Source organism: Mycobacterium paraseoulense (assembly GCF_010731655.1).
Classification (GTDB): Bacteria; Actinomycetota; Actinomycetes; order Mycobacteriales; family Mycobacteriaceae; genus Mycobacterium; species Mycobacterium paraseoulense.
Map to the genome: position 1 here is coordinate 896,182 of NZ_AP022619.1, position 14,923 is coordinate 911,104.

17 protein-coding genes and 1 pseudogene are annotated in these 14,923 nt (G+C 66.0%); 4 read left to right on the plus strand and 14 right to left on the minus strand.

From position 1 onward, the window contains the following. The first annotated feature begins 24 nt into the window (after window positions 1-24). Both G6N51_RS03800 and G6N51_RS03805 read left to right on the plus strand, forming a co-directional pair. The gene (locus tag G6N51_RS03800; RefSeq protein WP_083173061.1) at window positions 25-858 is read left to right on the plus strand and encodes a lysophospholipid acyltransferase family protein; all 834 of its coding nucleotides are present in this window, start codon (window positions 25-27) and stop codon (window positions 856-858) included. Further along, window positions 858-1,292 carry an SRPBCC family protein gene (locus G6N51_RS03805; protein ID WP_083173062.1) on the plus strand — a complete coding sequence of 145 codons (435 nt, stop codon included), beginning with the start codon at window positions 858-860 and terminating at the stop codon, window positions 1,290-1,292. Before G6N51_RS03800 ends, G6N51_RS03805 begins: the two co-directional genes overlap by 1 nt. A 298-nt stretch (window positions 1,293-1,590) precedes the next feature. On the opposite strand, the gene G6N51_RS03810 is transcribed toward G6N51_RS03805, so the two are convergent. From G6N51_RS03810 to G6N51_RS03870, 13 genes and pseudogenes are all read right to left on the minus strand, one after another. Next, window positions 1,591-1,887 (minus strand): hypothetical protein, encoded by a 297-nt coding sequence (locus G6N51_RS03810; RefSeq protein ID WP_083173063.1) that lies wholly within the window; start codon window positions 1,885-1,887, stop codon window positions 1,591-1,593. Window positions 1,888-1,953: 66 nt separating this feature from the next. Next, window positions 1,954-2,463 carry a hypothetical protein gene (locus G6N51_RS03815; RefSeq protein ID WP_232078184.1) on the minus strand — a complete coding sequence of 170 codons (510 nt, stop codon included), beginning with the start codon at window positions 2,461-2,463 and terminating at the stop codon, window positions 1,954-1,956. A 41-nt stretch (window positions 2,464-2,504) separates the two neighbouring features. Beyond that, window positions 2,505-3,971 (minus strand): putative alpha/beta hydrolase, encoded by a 1,467-nt coding sequence (locus tag G6N51_RS03820; RefSeq protein WP_083173065.1) that lies wholly within the window; start codon window positions 3,969-3,971, stop codon window positions 2,505-2,507. A gap of 645 nt (window positions 3,972-4,616) precedes the next feature. After that, window positions 4,617-5,606 (minus strand): DMT family transporter, encoded by a 990-nt coding sequence (locus G6N51_RS03825; RefSeq protein WP_083173066.1) that lies wholly within the window; start codon window positions 5,604-5,606, stop codon window positions 4,617-4,619. Between the two features lie 33 nt (window positions 5,607-5,639). Continuing rightward, window positions 5,640-5,831 (minus strand): hypothetical protein, encoded by a 192-nt coding sequence (locus G6N51_RS03830; protein WP_083173067.1) that lies wholly within the window; start codon window positions 5,829-5,831, stop codon window positions 5,640-5,642. 255 nt (window positions 5,832-6,086) lie between these two features. Continuing rightward, window positions 6,087-6,237: pseudogene (locus G6N51_RS29020) on the minus strand (FHA domain-containing protein); the annotation flags it as partial. 71 nt (window positions 6,238-6,308) lie between these two features. Next, complete coding sequence (locus tag G6N51_RS03840) at window positions 6,309-6,752, minus strand: nuclear transport factor 2 family protein (RefSeq protein ID WP_083173068.1); 444 nt, start codon at window positions 6,750-6,752, stop codon at window positions 6,309-6,311. Window positions 6,753-7,163: 411 nt separating this feature from the next. Beyond that, on the minus strand, window positions 7,164-8,495 hold the full coding sequence (locus G6N51_RS03845; protein ID WP_083173115.1) for a cytochrome P450: 1,332 nt from the start codon (window positions 8,493-8,495) through the stop codon (window positions 7,164-7,166). 53 nt (window positions 8,496-8,548) lie between these two features. Beyond that, the gene (locus G6N51_RS03850) at window positions 8,549-8,968 is read right to left on the minus strand and encodes a lipoprotein LpqH (RefSeq protein ID WP_083173069.1); all 420 of its coding nucleotides are present in this window, start codon (window positions 8,966-8,968) and stop codon (window positions 8,549-8,551) included. Window positions 8,969-8,980: 12 nt separating this feature from the next. Next, on the minus strand, window positions 8,981-9,805 hold the full coding sequence (locus G6N51_RS03855; protein ID WP_083173070.1) for an SDR family oxidoreductase: 825 nt from the start codon (window positions 9,803-9,805) through the stop codon (window positions 8,981-8,983). 6 nt (window positions 9,806-9,811) lie between these two features. Beyond that, window positions 9,812-10,285, minus strand: a complete 474-nt coding sequence (locus tag G6N51_RS03860) for an SRPBCC family protein (RefSeq protein WP_174814363.1) — start codon at window positions 10,283-10,285, stop codon at window positions 9,812-9,814. Between the two features lie 38 nt (window positions 10,286-10,323). Then, window positions 10,324-10,734, minus strand: a complete 411-nt coding sequence (rpfC, locus tag G6N51_RS03865) for a resuscitation-promoting factor RpfC (protein ID WP_232078186.1) — start codon at window positions 10,732-10,734, stop codon at window positions 10,324-10,326. A 132-nt stretch (window positions 10,735-10,866) separates the two neighbouring features. Further along, entirely contained in the window at window positions 10,867-11,445 is a 579-nt protein-coding gene (locus G6N51_RS03870) for a chorismate mutase (RefSeq protein WP_142275053.1), read from the minus strand. A 47-nt stretch (window positions 11,446-11,492) separates the two neighbouring features. Between G6N51_RS03870 and G6N51_RS03875 the strand changes: the two genes are divergently transcribed. Next, window positions 11,493-12,110, plus strand: a complete 618-nt coding sequence (locus G6N51_RS03875; RefSeq protein WP_174814291.1) for a hypothetical protein — start codon at window positions 11,493-11,495, stop codon at window positions 12,108-12,110. Window positions 12,111-12,195: 85 nt separating this feature from the next. Here the strand turns inward: G6N51_RS03875 and ag85B are convergent, their stop codons facing one another. Then, entirely contained in the window at window positions 12,196-13,188 is a 993-nt protein-coding gene (gene ag85B, locus G6N51_RS03880; protein WP_083173074.1) for a diacylglycerol acyltransferase/mycolyltransferase Ag85B, read from the minus strand. A 613-nt stretch (window positions 13,189-13,801) separates the two neighbouring features. Between ag85B and G6N51_RS03885 the strand changes: the two genes are divergently transcribed. Next, window positions 13,802-14,911, plus strand: a complete 1,110-nt coding sequence (locus tag G6N51_RS03885) for a DUF7159 family protein (protein ID WP_083173117.1) — start codon at window positions 13,802-13,804, stop codon at window positions 14,909-14,911. Window positions 14,912-14,923: the final 12 nt, after the last annotated feature.

Genomic DNA, 14,923 nt, shown 5'->3' on the forward strand with positions numbered 1-14,923 from the left:
CGACGGCGGGGTATACGGGCGGTTATGCCGACCGCGAGGGGTGTCTTGGATTGGGCCCGCGACAAAGTCGTGTCGTGGGTGCCCAAGGCCGACCTCGACCAGCGGGACCCGGACTACATCCGCGACCAGCTCCCCGGAACGTGGCTGCTGGCGTCGTTCTACTTCCGGGCGGACGTGCGGGGCATGCATCGCATTCCGGCCGAGGGGCCGGTGTTGCTCGTCGGCAACCACAGCGGCGGCAACGTGCCGCCCGACACCTTCGTGTTCACGCTGGCCTTCTGCTCCTATTTCGGCGTCGAACGGCCCTTCTACCAATTGGCCCATAACCTCGTCGTGTCCGCACCGCCGCTGGGCTGGCTGCGCAAATTCGGCACGGTCGCGGCCAACCCCGAGAATGCCCGCCTCGCATTGGATTCCGGCGCCGCGCTGCTCGTCTACCCCGGCGGCGACTACGAGGTGTTCCGGCCCTCGTGGGAACGCCACAAGGTCGATTTCGGGGGGCGCATGGGCTACGTCAAGCTGGCCCGGGAGGCGGGGGTGCCGATCGTCCCCGTCGCCAGCGTCGGGGGCCAGGAAAGCGCGTTGTTCCTCAACCGCGGGCAGTGGCTGGCCAAGTTGCTGATGGCCGACCGGTTGCTGCGGCTGAAAAGCGTCCCGATATCGCTGGCGCTGCCCTGGGGGCTCAACATCAGCGACCTGGCGGGCCACATTCCGCTGCCGACCAAGATCGTGATCGAGGTCCAGGACCCGATCGAGGTCGACGGTGACGACCAGGCGGTGCACGACAAGGTGATGGCCAGCCTGCAGGGCGGGGTCGATCGGCTGGCCGCCGAACGGCGATTCCCGGTGATCGGCTGATGCGCGTCCAACGCCGTTGCGTCATCAACGCTCCCCGCTCCGCGGTGTGGAAGATCGTCAGCGACCCCGACTGCTACCCGTCGTTCATGACCAATCTGGAGCGGTGGGAGTCGTCGAACGACAAGCCGTCCGGTGTCGGCGCCCGCTACACCGTGCATTGGAAGATCGGCTCCGTCCCGGTCGGCGGGCTGATCGAGGTGGTCGAGTTCGACGACGACCGCGACCTGGCCTTCGTGGGACTGACCGGCATCACGCTGCGCGGGCGGATACGCCTACGCGATGCCCGCGACGGCCGGACGAAGGTGACGTTTCGCCTGTCGTACCAGGCGCCGGGCGGGCTGCTCGGCTATATCGCCGACCGGATCGCCGTGCGCCAGGTGGGCCGCACGCTCGCCGATACGTTGAAGCGGCTCAAGAAACTCGCCGAGTCGTAACCGGGCAGCGGGAGTCGCTCGGCGCCGGGCTCAGAATCCGGCGCTGCCCGACGGCTTGAGCACGAATCCGTGCTGGCCGCTGGGTGTCAAGGCATGCGTCCCAAGCGGAGTTTTGGCCCACAGGTGCCGATTGCCACAACGCGCGCTGTCCGTTCGCCGTGTTGCCGAGGATGACCACCCGCCCGGCGGCAACGATCATCGCGCCGGCACGGTCAACTCGACGTGCTCCTGGTGTGTAGCGAAAACTCGTCAACTACCGGTGATGCGCACGCGCTGCTGCAACAAATGCGACTCTGCTTCATGGCGACGCGATGAGCGTGCGACCCTCGTCCTGGCAACCGGCGATGAAGTCCGGCGGGGAGTCGACTCGGCCTATCTTCCCGCTCTTCAGATCGCTCATCATCACTCTTTGGCAGTACTGGCCTAAGTCGGTGCTGGGGTTCAATTGCACGTGGTACTGCTGGACCTGCTCCTCAATGGCCTGCTTGCCTTGTCCATAAGACGGCGAGCTGGGATCGGCCCAAGCAGCAGGCGCGAATACGAAGGCGACGGCACCAATAACCGCTGCCAGAGTCAATCCGCGACTGCCGCCCATGGTGGAAATCCTACTATCCGAATCGTCTCTAACCAGCCCCGACTGTTATGTGACAGCTATGAGTACTTAGAAGGTCCACGACCCTGAGGGTTGGAGCACAAAACCTCGGTTCAGGATTGGGTCGATGCAAGCCGTAAGACGGCCGACGCCCACCACGCAGGTGATGTCTGCTTTGGTGAGTTTTTGACCGACTTTGAGCAGCGGCGAGGTGATGATTGGACATCCTGTGCCCTTCTGAAATGTGTAGGGGCCGAGGTCCGTCGGAAGCGATGTTGGTGATCCAATCACCGAACAGCCATCGCTGCCCACTGGAGCGTTCTCAGGCAAGCCAGGTAGCGGTCCATTACAGCTTGCGCTGACGTGATCAGCCGGCTTGGCCGGATTAGGCAAGATGCACTGCAGCCCGTCAGGGGTGGCGAAGTAGGTGGCGCCACCAGCGCGGGCGGCGGAGGTATAGGGGCCGGGATCGACGGGTTGAAACGAGTTCAGGTCGGGAAACTGTGGAGGCGTGGCCGTAGCGACGCCGGGTGTGGAGCGCGAACAACCCAGCCCCAGAACCGCAACGACCCCCGTCATCACCGCTATGGCTACCTTGCCTAGCACCCCGTGTCGCCTTCCTAGTGTTGGACGCCGAAGCTGGTCGTCCACGTGTTGGGATCGTAGATCGGCCCTGGCGGCCATGTGCTGACTCTCAGCTGAACAGTCTCCAGCCCAGTCGCCGGGTTGAGGGATGTGCCGGTCACGGTGGGGCCGTAGACGGTCGGAAGCTTGTCGGGGCCGATCAGCGTTTGGGGCGTGGCGCCCATCAGTCCTTGTGGGGTTGCGGCGGTTATGGCCTGCACGGGTCCGCCGTTGGTTGCGCCGACAAGCATGAAGCCGCCGCCCTGAAGGGCAACTACTTGGCTCTCGCGGTCACCGGGCAGGCTGACATTGCCGACGCGCTGCAACGAATTGACCCAGCTATTCGGTTTCGACGGATCGATGGGTCCCGACACCCATAAACCCCGGTTGGTATCACCTACTCGGTTGCTGGTGTTGCCGATGATGACCATCTGTTTGGTGGCGGGATCGTAAACACCGCTCGCTTGGTAAATCCCGGGCAGGTCACCGACTTTGACGGGGTGTGCAGGGTCGGTGTAATCCCACACCGATCCATTCGTTGCGTACTCGTTGACCCCATCTTGGACACTCCCGTCCGGGTGGCTGAAGAACGCGTACCGGTGGCCGTCAGGTCCAAGCGCTGTTCCGGTGGGAAGTGGCCGCGTGCCCGGGGGTCCTTGGGCGAGTTCCGAAGCCGGACTGCGTGGAAAGCCGTCTCGCGGATCACCCCCGAAGGTGGGGCCTTGGCCATCTTGGAACTGGTCCTGTAGGTCATAGGTGTTCTGCTCATGTCGGGGTGGGCCGGCGGGACCAGTGATCCGAGGATCGGGGGCAGGCCCCTGTCCGTCCCCGAAACCAGCAGGCTTGAACTCGCTGACCGCTTGAGCATCCTGGGGAGTGAGGTTTCCGTTAGCTTGGGCTTGACGCAGCGATCTGGTGTAGACGTCGCGAATCGATTTCATCTGGTTAAGAGCATCGCGGGTGTCGTCGGCGGCGTCGGCTTTCGCGTCGTTGATTAATGACTCCAACTGGACCCGGCTCTTCGGGTCCAAGGACTGCTGTAAGTCCTTCTTAGCCGCGCCGATGAGTTTGTCGAGCAGCTGCAATTGCCGTTCTAGTGTGGCGATCTCTCCGGCGCCTTCCTTTTGCGCCGCGGCCAGCATGCCGGCGATGTTTTCTAGGTCCCAGCCGATCTTCGGAAGCTGTTCGGTCTGAATGCCAAGGGATTTGGTGAGGCGCTGCACTTCGGCCGAGCCGTTGATTGGATGATCACCATCCTGGTGATTCCAGGCCGCGTCGAAGCGATTACGGGCTTGCTCGAATGCGTGCTCGGCTTCAGCGGAGCATCGGCCGGCGGCATGGAAGGCTTCCGCCAATTGGGAAATTTGAAAAGGGCTCCCGGCCTGCAGGCTTCGGTTGATTTCCCAGGGATCACCGCCAGCCTGGCCGATCAGATCGGCGACGCTGAGCCAGACAAGCTGCATCGAACCGCCCCAGAATGCTTCGTGTTCGCCCGACTAGCCATCGACCGTACTCCCGCGAGGAGGCGCTGATGGCGCTTCTTTCCAAAGCGTCCCGTTGCGCTCGCCGAGGAGCTGGTCGATCGGCGCGGTACTTGGTAGGCGGTCAGAGAGCTGACGAGCCGCCTGCCGCGCAAGAGTCGCCAGCCGCAGTAATCAAACGTCCTGGGCGCCAGCGTCTCGAGACTTTCGTTCTCGGCTTCTAGAGATCGCTGCGGAACTCTTTGCTTCATAGGCCCCGACGCCTACCGACTGTCAGCAACTGCGCGGGCGCGTCGATGACCACGATTGCATCATGGGCACTCGCCGTTGTGGACCAAGAAGCAGTCCGGGCACACCTCGTGAGACCTCGGGCCGCGGCGCGGTGTTGGCACCAAGACGGACATCGCCAAGTGGCGGGTAGTGGAGGAGTTCCCGGTAGGACGCAACGAACTCCCCGAGAATCATGGAAGTCGAATCGGCACGGGCGGCGATCTGCCTTACGCGCCGGGAGCTAGATTTATGGCCAAATAGCAGCAGTTTAGTCCGCTCGGTGATCGGCTCAACCTAGTTGTCGCCCAATGTGATCGGGCAGCAACTGGTTCCCGAACCGTCAGCGCGTAGAAGCGCTCATGCGGCACGAGCAGCTGCGCTCGCCAAGAACAGGTGTCGATGGCGCCGCGGACCGAACGTTACGCGCGGCCGGGTTAGCGTCTCGGGCCCCGTAGCCTGATCAGAGGTCTCCGCGTTTTGCTCGCTACTGAGCGCCGCCGTATGGGCCTCGCCGCGGGCTAGAGCCACTATCGCGACGATCACCACGATCACGGCCGACGCCAGGACGATCATGCCCACGCCATCGGCGTTGAGGGTCTCGCCGAGCACCACGATGCCCAGAACCGATGCCACCGCTGGTTTGGCCACGGTCACCGACGGCATTGAGGCGGTCAGCGCACCCGCGCGAAACGATGACTGCTGAAAGATCATCCCCGCCAACGCCGCCAGTATCCAGACATAGAACTCTGGCGCGCACAGCAGCGCCCCGAAACCATGTCCGGCCGCCGCGACGACAGCTTTGGTTAGCACCGCGAACAGGGCCAGCGACGAACCGGCCACCACCGCCAGCAGTACAGCCGCCCGCGGACCGGGCCAAATGCGCGCACCCAGGACACAGCACACCAGTAGCGGACCCAACACCAGGGCCACCACAGTCCAGGTTGTCAGCGACCCCTGCGACTGCCCGGCCTTCGGGTCGCCAACCGTGACGACCATCGCCAAAGCGACGGCGAGCACCGTCGCCCACATCCACTGCCAGCGGGTCACCCGCTGATGGGTCAGCCGCGCATTGACCGGCAGGGCGAAGAGCAGCGCCGTCACCTGCAGCGCCGTCACCAACATCACCGACCCGAGCTCCAGCGCGGCGGCTTGCAGGCTGTAGTTGGCAACGGCTCCCCCGCCGCCGAGCCACCACCGGGAGTCGCGCAACGACATGCGGAACAACTCCCAGTGGCCGACTGGTCCGTCGGTGACCTCATGCGCGGACTGTTGACGGCTCACCGCGCCGATCGCGGATGCCAGCGCGGCGCACAGGGCGAGCACAACCGCGATATCCGACTTCAACACGGGACCTCCTCAAGATGCCGAGATCACTTCGGGCTAGACCCCGAAGTAGACGCCGTACCTGCTCGTCGCGAGCGCTTTCAACAGCCACAGGACCAGCCCGGTCCCCGCCAAGGTGCCCAGGGTCACGGTCACGATGAAGGCGACCCGGAAGCCCGTGGAGAGCGCCGACCGGAGAGGGTTCTGCTGGTCGACGGCTGTCGACGGGCGGATGTTACTGGCGGTCATGGCATTCACCTCGTTGGCTTCCTTCGGTCATGTGCATTGTCGTGGCCTAGTTCACGACGAATTCATAAGGAAATGGTCATGGACGAGGCACTGCTTCCGGAATGGCCGGGAAGCCAGATTGGGCTGCCTCTAGAGATAGGGTTTCCTATCCATTCAGCAAGCAATGGCGTGATCGAGTGCGACCAGCGTCGGTTGAGGCGCCCGCCCTGAAGTTGTCAGACGACCGCACCCGAAATCTCTGCTGTGGCGCCGCGGTTACCCGTCTCGAGTACCGTCGTCGCGCAGCATCGCGAGCGTGACCGCCCCGCGTCGGAGGGCCTCGTTGGCCAGACGGACCCGGCGATTACCGTCGGCAGGGATAGCGAAACTTGTCGTACAGATTTTGAAGACGTTGTTCGATGGCGGCCGGCTGCATTGCGGCCCAGCCGGTCGATACCGACAACTCTTGGTGCGAAGCGCAGGGCTTGCAGAAGGGCGTCAGACCATCCCTGTGGCGTCAAACACCCAGCTAGTGTCCGCGCTCGCCAGGTTCTCGAAGTGGTTCGGGGGAGCGAAGGCCACCAGGCTGTTCATGTCCCAATAGTCTTTCCAGACGGTGATCTTGCCGTCCGCGACCTCGTGGACCGTGACGAATCTCAGCACACCCTGCTCGCCCGACGTGAACGTCCACGTCTCGGAATGCTCGTACATGACGTCGGAACCGTTGGACACCAGCACACCGTCGTGGTTTTCGTAGCCCGCCAGCGGCTCGAGGCCCATCTTGAGCCGCTTGACGATGTCTTCCGGTCCGCGCGCCGACAAGGCCGGAACCGGCATGTCGACGTAGAGGCAGTCATCGGACAGGAAGGTCTTGACCGCGTCCCAGTCCCGCCGGGAGAGTGCCTGCCACAAACCGAGGACGACATCCTCGACCGAGATCATAGAAACGTCTGTCATAGCGCAAATAAACTCGGTAACCGGACGGGTGTCAACACCGCCGAGACGGTAGGGGATGAAATCCGTGAGCCGACGGACAACGACCCTGATCGCCTTGGCCGTCGGCGCAACGCCCGCCGGGATCTTACGGATTCGGGGACGCCGGCCACGAGTGTCGCGAACGGGTGGGCGGCCACGGCCACCGGCTGGTGCATGACGATTTGTGGGCGAAGAACCGCGGTTGCGTCGCCGGGACGGCGGCCGGCGACGAGGTGATCCGCGGCGAAGGCCTCGCCGCTAAAGCTCTCGGGCGGGCCTGGCAGTTGGCGGTCTTCGCCGCGGGCGCCGTGCCGACGGCGATCATTCTGGCGCTGTTTGCTTTCCGGTGGCGCGGTGGCGGTACGGCGCAGTGCAGCCCTAGCCGGTCACGCGGGCCATCGACCGCGCCGGCCCCAGTGCCACCGGCAGCGACGACCAGCCCCGCAGCACGCGCGTGTCGCGCCTGCTGCCGGCGCCCGCCGCGCGCACCTCGGGAAAACGTTCGAAGAAGGTCCGCAGTCCGACTTCGCCCTCGGCGCGCGCCAGCGCCGCGCCCAGACAGAAGTGCCGGCCTCCGGAGAACGCAAGATGTCTTCCCGCGTTGGCTCTTTCGATGTCGAAGCGGTGCGGTTCGTCGAAGACGGAGGGGTCGCGGTTGGCGGCGGCCAGGTAGACGAGCACCAAGTCGCCCCGGTCCAGCCGCTCGCCGGCCAGCTCGACCTCGCCCCGCGCCATCCGGGCGGTCAGCTGCACCGGCGACTCCAGCCGCAGTATCTCCTCGACGGCGTTGGGCCACAGGTCGGGCCGTCGGCGCAATGTGTCGAGGTGATCGGGAGTATCCAGCAGCATGCGAATCCCGTTGCCCAGCAGGTTGACCGTGGTCTCGAAGCCGGCCGCCAAGACCAGCCCGGCGATCGCTTGGAGCTCGCTGGCGTCCAAATAGGTTTCTGCCGAGCCGCTTTCGGCTATCTGGATCAGCTGGCTCATCAAGTTGTCGGTCGGTGCGCGCCGTAACTGGCTCAGGTGCCCGGCGAGCCAGGAGCTGAAGCCGGCGAGTCCGCGCTGCACGCGGCGGTACTGCTGCCACGTCAGCCCGATATCCAGGCTCGGTGCGGCGAGTTCACCGAATTCCAGGACGCGCGGCCGTTCCCGCTCGGGGACGCCGAGGATGTCGCTGATGATGGCGACCGGAAGCTGCGAACAATACCGGCCGACGATGTCGACGACCTGGGAGCCGCCCGACTCGGCGGCCAGCGAATCCAACAGTTCGGCCGCGGTCTGCTCGACCCGATCCCGCAACGCGGCGACCGCCCGGGGGGTGAAGACCGCCGAGACCGTCTTGCGGTAGCGCGTGTGGTCTGGCGGCTCGACGGCGAGCAGCGACGGCGCGCGGAGCGGGTGCAGCAGGTCGTCGCGGGTGCGGCGCTCCAGCCAGCGCAACGGCCGCGGCAGGTTCGCGCCGAACACCAGCACGCGGAAGTCGTCGGAGCGCAGCAACTCGTGGGCGAGCGCATGGTCGGCGGTGAGGTAACTGACGCGGCCCTTGACCAACGGCCCCGCGGCCCGAAGTTCGTCGTAGAAGGGCGCCGGGTTTTCGGCCACCCCGGGGTCGGCGATCAGCCTGGCGTGCAAGTCACCCCGCCGGACCCCGAGCGTCGCGACGCCCCGGATGAACCCGTGCATCGCCAACCAGTGCAATCGTTCCTTCACCGGCCCCTCCATCGATCGATGCCCCCGAGCCTAGGCCCGAACCCCCGGCCGGGTCAGCACTCCGCGATGATCTTGAATTCTGTCGTCACGGTTTTGTTGGGGTTGCTGCTGTTGATGCCGTAAGCGCTGCCGGTGATCGTGTACGCGTCGTTGGTGACGTCGGCGTGCGCGTCGCCCACGCCGCCTTCCCAGAAGCTGCCGGTGAACCCGTCGACGTTGCGGATCTTCACCCACTGGGGCATCACCCGGTAACCACTGGTCAGAACGACCGCCTCGACGCCGCCGTCACGGTCCTTGATGTCGATGGTGCGGTACTGCTGGGTCTGGCTGCACGCCGGAGGGCGTGCGGTGTGGGTGGCGCCGTCGATGGTCAGGCGGGCCGCTTTTCGGGGTACCGTCTGCGCACCGCCGCAACCGGCGACGCTGACCACCGCCGCCAGGACCAAAACGACTGTGAGCAAGCGATTTTGCACCAGCCGACCTCCTTACTGCCGCTTCGGCATCAGCGCGGGCAGCGACTTGACGATGCTGCGTCGCACGAATTCCGGACTCAGCCCCTTGAACAAGTCGATCAACCGGATGCCCCGGGGCACGTACCAATGCAACCGCTTCGGGTTGTGGTAAGCCTGCCATGCCGTTTCCGCCACACTGCTGGCCGGCATCAACCGCAGCATGCCCTTCTTGGGCGCGGCGGCGCGCAGTTCCGCCGCCGTCATGGGCGTGCCGCCGTCGGAGTGGTTGGTCGTCGTGGTCAGGATTGCCGTGTCGATCAGGCCGGGCAGCACGTCCGCGACCCGCACCCCGTGTCGCTGCCACTCCACGCTCAGCGCCTCGGTCAGGCCCTTGACCGCGTGCTTGGTCGACGAATACACGGCCAGGCGCGGCATGCCGTACGTCGCCGACGAGGACGACGTCGAGAACATCAGGCTGCCGGGCGCCTTCTTCAGGTACGGCAACGATGCGTAGGCGCCGGTGAGCACCGCCTTGTAATTGATGTCGACGACGCGCATGGCGGCCTCGTATGGCACGTCCTCGAACCACCCGGATTCACCGATGCCGGCGTTGTTCCACATCATGTCGAGGCCGCGGTCGTCGGCGCAGAAGTCGGCCAGGGCGCCCTCCAGCGCCGCCCTGTCCGTCACGTCGACCTGGCGGGTCCACAGCCGCTCGCCACCCAGTTCTTGTTGCAGGGTGGTCAGGCCCTCGGCGTTGCGGTCCACGGCGCCGACCCGCCAGCCCTTGGCGTGGAACAGCTTTGCGCCCTCCCGGCCCATGCCGCTGCCCGCGCCCGTGATGAAGACCGATTTCACGACGCGTCAGTCCGCCTCGACCACATCTTTGATGCGGTTCAGGGTTTTGGTCATGTCGCGGACGTTGCGCCGCTTGCGCAGAAAACCACCGAACAGCCAGTAGAGGCCGATCCACGGCGCGGGGTTGAGCCGGAAAGACTCGGTCACGTCCGTGCCGCCACCGCTGGGCGCCAATCGGTAGTGCCAGTTGTTGACCGCCCGGTCGCCGAGCAGCACCGCAAAGCCGAATTCGCGGCCCGGTTCACACGCGGTGACCTCGCACGTCGTCCAATACACCGGCCCGATCTCGTTACGCCGCACATGACCGCGGAATCTGGCGCCAAGGACCGGGCCGCTCGCGTCGCCCAGCCATTCGGCCTCAAACACCTCGGGGGAGAACCGCCCGATGTTGCCGACGTGTGCGATCAGATCCCAGATCTTGTCCGCAGACGCCGCCATGTGAACGGTGGCCGAACCTTCCATGGCCTGATCCAAACACAGCTTCCGGTTCGGTCATAGCGCGCGAGGGGGGTTGATCGTCAGTGTGGGGTCGCCGCCTGGATCAGCCCGTTGATGATCTCCTTGATGCCCTGCGCGGGGTGGGAGTACCACCCGATCGGCAGGCCCGAGGCGGTGCCGCACTTCGGCCACGCCTCGACCCCTTGGTCGGCGAAAACCCGGTTGGCGACGGCGATTTGCTGCTCCCGGGACGCAGCTGCGGGGTTGCCGACACCGCCGTACCGTTCCCAGGTGCCAGGCTTGAATTGGAGCCCACCGTATTCACCGTTTCCGGTGTTGGCGTGCCAGTTGCCACCGGACTCGCACTGGGCGATCGCGTCCCAGTTGGGCGTGGGGGCCGAGGTGGCCACACCGGTGGACGAAGCTATCGACGCTGCAACGAACCCGCCGACCGCCAGGGACTTGACGAGAGGCTTGCAGAGAATTTTCATGTCATGGATTTCGGCCGCTGTGGCCAAAGCGTTACCTATTCGAAAATGCCGCGAGATATGCCGTCTATCTGCGAAAACGGCCTTTTCGCGGAGCCAAAAGAAAGTGTTAGAAACCGATGAGGAAAAACTAAATTATTGCTGGCAATATGACCGCGTTGCTAACGCCAGCGCCCGTTGATAGAGGCCGTCGAGGCCGCGCCCGCGGACCACGTCGCGCCTGGCGACGTCGAGCTGCGCGGCGCACGCCGGCGAATGCAGCAGGTCCCAGTGGGCCACCACCTGGGACAGCATCACTTGATTGAGGTCGTCGATCGCTGACCGCGACGCCGACAGGTCGGCCGACTCGGTCGGGGCCGATCCCGGATCGAGCTTCCATTGTGCGAACCGGCTGTATTCGATGCCTTCGGTCGCGCTGATCTGGTCGCCGAAGACCGAGGTCACGTAATCGGGGTCGATGTGCTGGGCCGAGGCCTGGGCGGCCATTTTCGCGAGTTCTTGCTGGACGCGGCCCTGGTCTTCGACGACCCCGTGGGTGGTCCACTTGAAGGCCGCCACCGGCTCGGCGATCTGTAGGCGCTGCGCGGCGGCGTCGACCAACTTGGTCAGTGAGCTCGTCCCGTCCGCTCTCGCCGGCGGTGCCGCCAGAATCGCCAGCCCGACGACCACGCCGCCGCAGCAGCGGGCGACGAGCGTGGTGCGGCGGTTGGCCATGACCATGATTCTGCGGCAGCCACGGGGGGAGTTAGCCTGAATTGCTGATGTCGTCGTCAACGGGCAGCCGCGGCCCGCGCCGGGTCGGCGGGAAGCGCGGGAAGTCGTTGCGCTCGAAGCGAATTCGCGCGCTGATGGCCCTTGCGCTGGCGATCCCCTTGCTGCTGGGCGCGGCGTTCCTGCTCATCGATCGCCTCCATTCGACGCCCGGCGACGCGCTCGAGCATCCCGCCAGCCCGGTGAACGACGAGCAGTCGCGGGCTCAGGCCGTCCAGTCGGCCCAGAGCGTAGTGAGCACGACGGGCCTGCAGACTTCGTCGGCCGGGTACTCGCTGATGTCCTGCAAAGACCGCGACGACCCGCCGTATCAAGGCTCGATATACCTGACCTTCTCGCTGCCGGCGGGGGCACCCGCCGACACGTACTTCACCCGCATCGCGGCGACGCTGGCCGAGCACGGCTGGACCGAGGGCCTGCCGCCCAACAACCACGCGTTCGCCAAGACGCTCACCAAGGATGCCGTCACCGTGATCGTTTACCGCCACGACGACGAACCCCGGCTGGGCGTCCTACGCGTCTACGGTGAGTGCCGGAACATGAACGACCATCGCCGGGACGCGGCGACGTGGACCGATGTCACCGACCAGTTCCCCAGGGCGAGTTGAACGGCTGGGTACAAAGGGCCATGACGTGCTACTGCGCCCGACGGCGTCGTCGTCGGGCGCAGTAGCGACCTCGGGGCAGGTGAGGCTATCCGCCGCCGCCGGGGGTGGCACCCAGGGTGCCCTGCAGGTCCGGCTTCATGGCGTTGAGCTGCGCTCCCCAGTACTCCCAGCTGTGGGTGCCGTTGGCGTTGAAGTTGAACACCGCGTTGTGGCCGCCGGCAGCGTTGTAGGCGTCCTGGAACTTCAGGTTGCTGCTGCGTACGAAGTTCTCCAGGAACTCGGCGGGCATGTTGGCCCCGCCCAGCTCCGACGGTGTGCCGTTACCGCAGTAGATCCAGAGCCGGGTGTTGTTGCCTACCAGCTTGGGGATCTGCAGTGAGGGGTCGTTGCGCTGCCACGCGGGGTCGCTCGAGGGGCCCCACATGTCGCTCGCCTTGTAGCCGCCGGCGTCACCCATCGCGAGGCCGATCAGGGAGGGTCCCATGCCCTGCGAGGGGTCCATCAGGGCCGACAGCGAACCCGCGTAGATGAACTGGTTCGGGTGGTAGGCGGCCAGGATCAGCGCCGACGATCCGGCCATCGAGATGCCGACCGCGGCGCTGCCCGTGGACTTGACGCTCTTGTTGGAGGCCAGGTACTGCGGGAGCTCACTGGTCAGGAAGGTCTCCCATTTGTAGGTCGAGCAGCCGGCCTTGCCGCACGCCGGGCTGTACCAGTCGCTGTAGAAGCTGGACTGGCCACCGACGGGCATGACGATCGACAGGCCCGACTGGTAGTACCACTCGAAGGCGGGGGTGTTGATGTCCCAGCCGTTGTAGTCGTCCTGGGCGCGCAAGCCGTCCAGGAGGTACACCGCGGGGGAGCCGTTGCCGCCGCTCTGGAATTGGACCTTGATGTTGCGCCCCATCCCCGCCGACGGCACCTGCAGATATTCGACGGGCAGGCCCGGGCGCGAGAACGCTCCCGCGGTCGGCGCGCCGCCGGCAAGACCGATCAGGCCCGGCAGGGTGACAGCCGCTGCCGCACCGACTAAAAGCCGGCGCCCCCAGGCCCGGACCATCTCGCTCAGATCTGTCATACCTGCCCCTTGTCGGATGTGATCGTCGTCTCAGGCAGGAATTTACCGTGCGAATAGGCCGAATGTCGATCTGGACGCGGGGACATCTCAGTTTGGTATCGCTTTTCCGGCAGCAATTTCGCGCCCGGGATAACAGCGCGACGACGTTCATCGCGGTTCCCCGGCGGCCCGCCGTCACCACCGGATGGCCAGAAACGCCTGGCAGCGGGGTCGGGCGCCGGGTGCGCCGGAATGGACAAAGCGCCCATTTTCGGCCCGGCCGGGGCGGCGGGCCGCTCCGCGACGTCGAAGTGCCGCCGAAAACGCCGATTCGGTTTCCCCGCGGCGTTTATCGCCGCGCGAAGAAGGCGACGTTTCCAACGTCGACGGCTAGTTCCCTCAGCTGCGCGCCCGGTCGACGTCATGCGCTTGTTGTCGTCGGGCCAATCGACCGGTGATGGTGAACCGGCGCGGCCGGACTTGTGTCGACCGCGTAGGCTCTCACGAAGCAAGCCGATGGAGACCACGTTATCTCGGTCCGTTCCGGCTCTCACGAACCACCTCACCAGGGTTTTCTGGTGCGCGTGGGTGCGTCTGAGGGTGTCGGAGGTCCGGGGCCGATTGGGGCATGAGTTTGGACACGGTACTTGGGCTGTCAGTGACGCCGACCGCTATTGGGTGGGTGCTCGCTGAGGGGCACGGCGCGGACGGCACCATCCTGGATCATCGGGAGCTGGCGCTGGACGCCGGCCGCGGTGCGCGCGCCGCCGGTACCGCGGAGCAAGTGGCGGACGAGATCGCGCGGGTGGAAGCGCAGGCGGCCGCGAGCGACCATCGGCTGCGGATCATCGGGGTCACCTGGAGCGACGAGGCATCCGCGCAGGCCGCCCTGCTGCTCGAAGTGCTGACCGACGCGGGCTTCGACAACATCGTGCCCGTCCGGCAACTCGAAGCCGTCGAGACGTTGGCCCAGGCCATCGCACCGGTCATCGGCTACGAGCAGACCGCGGTCTGCATCCTCGAACACGACTCGACGGCCGTCGTCATGGTCGACACCCACGGCGGCGAAACGCAAACGGCCACCAAGCGGGTACGCGGCGGCTTCGACGGGCTGACTCGTTGGCTGACCGGCATGTTCGACCGCAACGGATGGCAGCCGGGCGGCGTTGTGGTCGTGGGCGCGCACAGCGACATCGACGGTTTCTCCTGGCACCTCGAAAATACGCTGCCCGTACCGGTTTTCGTGCAATCGATGGCGCAGGTGACCATCGCGCGGGGCGCGGCGCTCGCTGCGGCCCGGAGCACCGAGTTCACCGACGACCAACTGGTCGTGCACCCCGGGGTACCGGTCACCACGCCCACGGCACCGCGCAAGATGCCGTACACCGGGGCCGTGACCACCCTGGCCGCCGGGGTGCTCACCTTCGTCTCGTCGATATCGCTCGCGGTGGGCTTTCAGCTGGCTCCGGCCAGCAACGCCGCCCCGCGGCACGCGGTGCATACGCCGCCAACACAGATCGCTGAGGCTGTAGCGCCGCCGCCCCCGGTCGTCGCGCCGCTGACACCGCAGCCGAAAGCTCCTGTCAGCGAACCGATCACGGAATCCGCCGCGCCGGACGTGCAGCAGCCGGACCCCAACGGCCAGCACTCCTACCTGACCCGAGTGCTCCAGCACATACCGGCCGACGCCGGCGACCCGACGGGTGATTCGGCGCCGCAGCCGCCCGCCCAGCCGCAGCCCTGACACCCGCGCCGG

Excerpts from the sequence above, each read along its gene's own strand:
- G6N51_RS03800 (WP_083173061.1), top strand. The coding sequence starts at position 25 with ATGCCGACCGCGAGGGGTGTCTTGGATTGGGCCCGCGACAAAGTCGTG.
- G6N51_RS03805 (WP_083173062.1), top strand. The coding sequence starts at position 858 with ATGCGCGTCCAACGCCGTTGCGTCATCAACGCTCCCCGCTCCGCGGTG.
- G6N51_RS03810 (WP_083173063.1), bottom strand. The coding sequence starts at position 1,887 with ATGGGCGGCAGTCGCGGATTGACTCTGGCAGCGGTTATTGGTGCCGTC.
- G6N51_RS03815 (WP_232078184.1), bottom strand. The coding sequence starts at position 2,463 with ATGACGGGGGTCGTTGCGGTTCTGGGGCTGGGTTGTTCGCGCTCCACA.
- G6N51_RS03820 (WP_083173065.1), bottom strand. The coding sequence starts at position 3,971 with ATGCAGCTTGTCTGGCTCAGCGTCGCCGATCTGATCGGCCAGGCTGGC.
- G6N51_RS03830 (WP_083173067.1), bottom strand. The coding sequence starts at position 5,831 with ATGACCGCCAGTAACATCCGCCCGTCGACAGCCGTCGACCAGCAGAAC.
- G6N51_RS03840 (WP_083173068.1), bottom strand. The coding sequence starts at position 6,752 with ATGATCTCGGTCGAGGATGTCGTCCTCGGTTTGTGGCAGGCACTCTCC.
- rpfC (WP_232078186.1), bottom strand. The coding sequence starts at position 10,734 with ATGAAAATTCTCTGCAAGCCTCTCGTCAAGTCCCTGGCGGTCGGCGGG.
- G6N51_RS03870 (WP_142275053.1), bottom strand. The coding sequence starts at position 11,445 with ATGGCCAACCGCCGCACCACGCTCGTCGCCCGCTGCTGCGGCGGCGTG.
- G6N51_RS03875 (WP_174814291.1), top strand. The coding sequence starts at position 11,493 with ATGTCGTCGTCAACGGGCAGCCGCGGCCCGCGCCGGGTCGGCGGGAAG.
- ag85B (WP_083173074.1), bottom strand. The coding sequence starts at position 13,188 with ATGACAGATCTGAGCGAGATGGTCCGGGCCTGGGGGCGCCGGCTTTTA.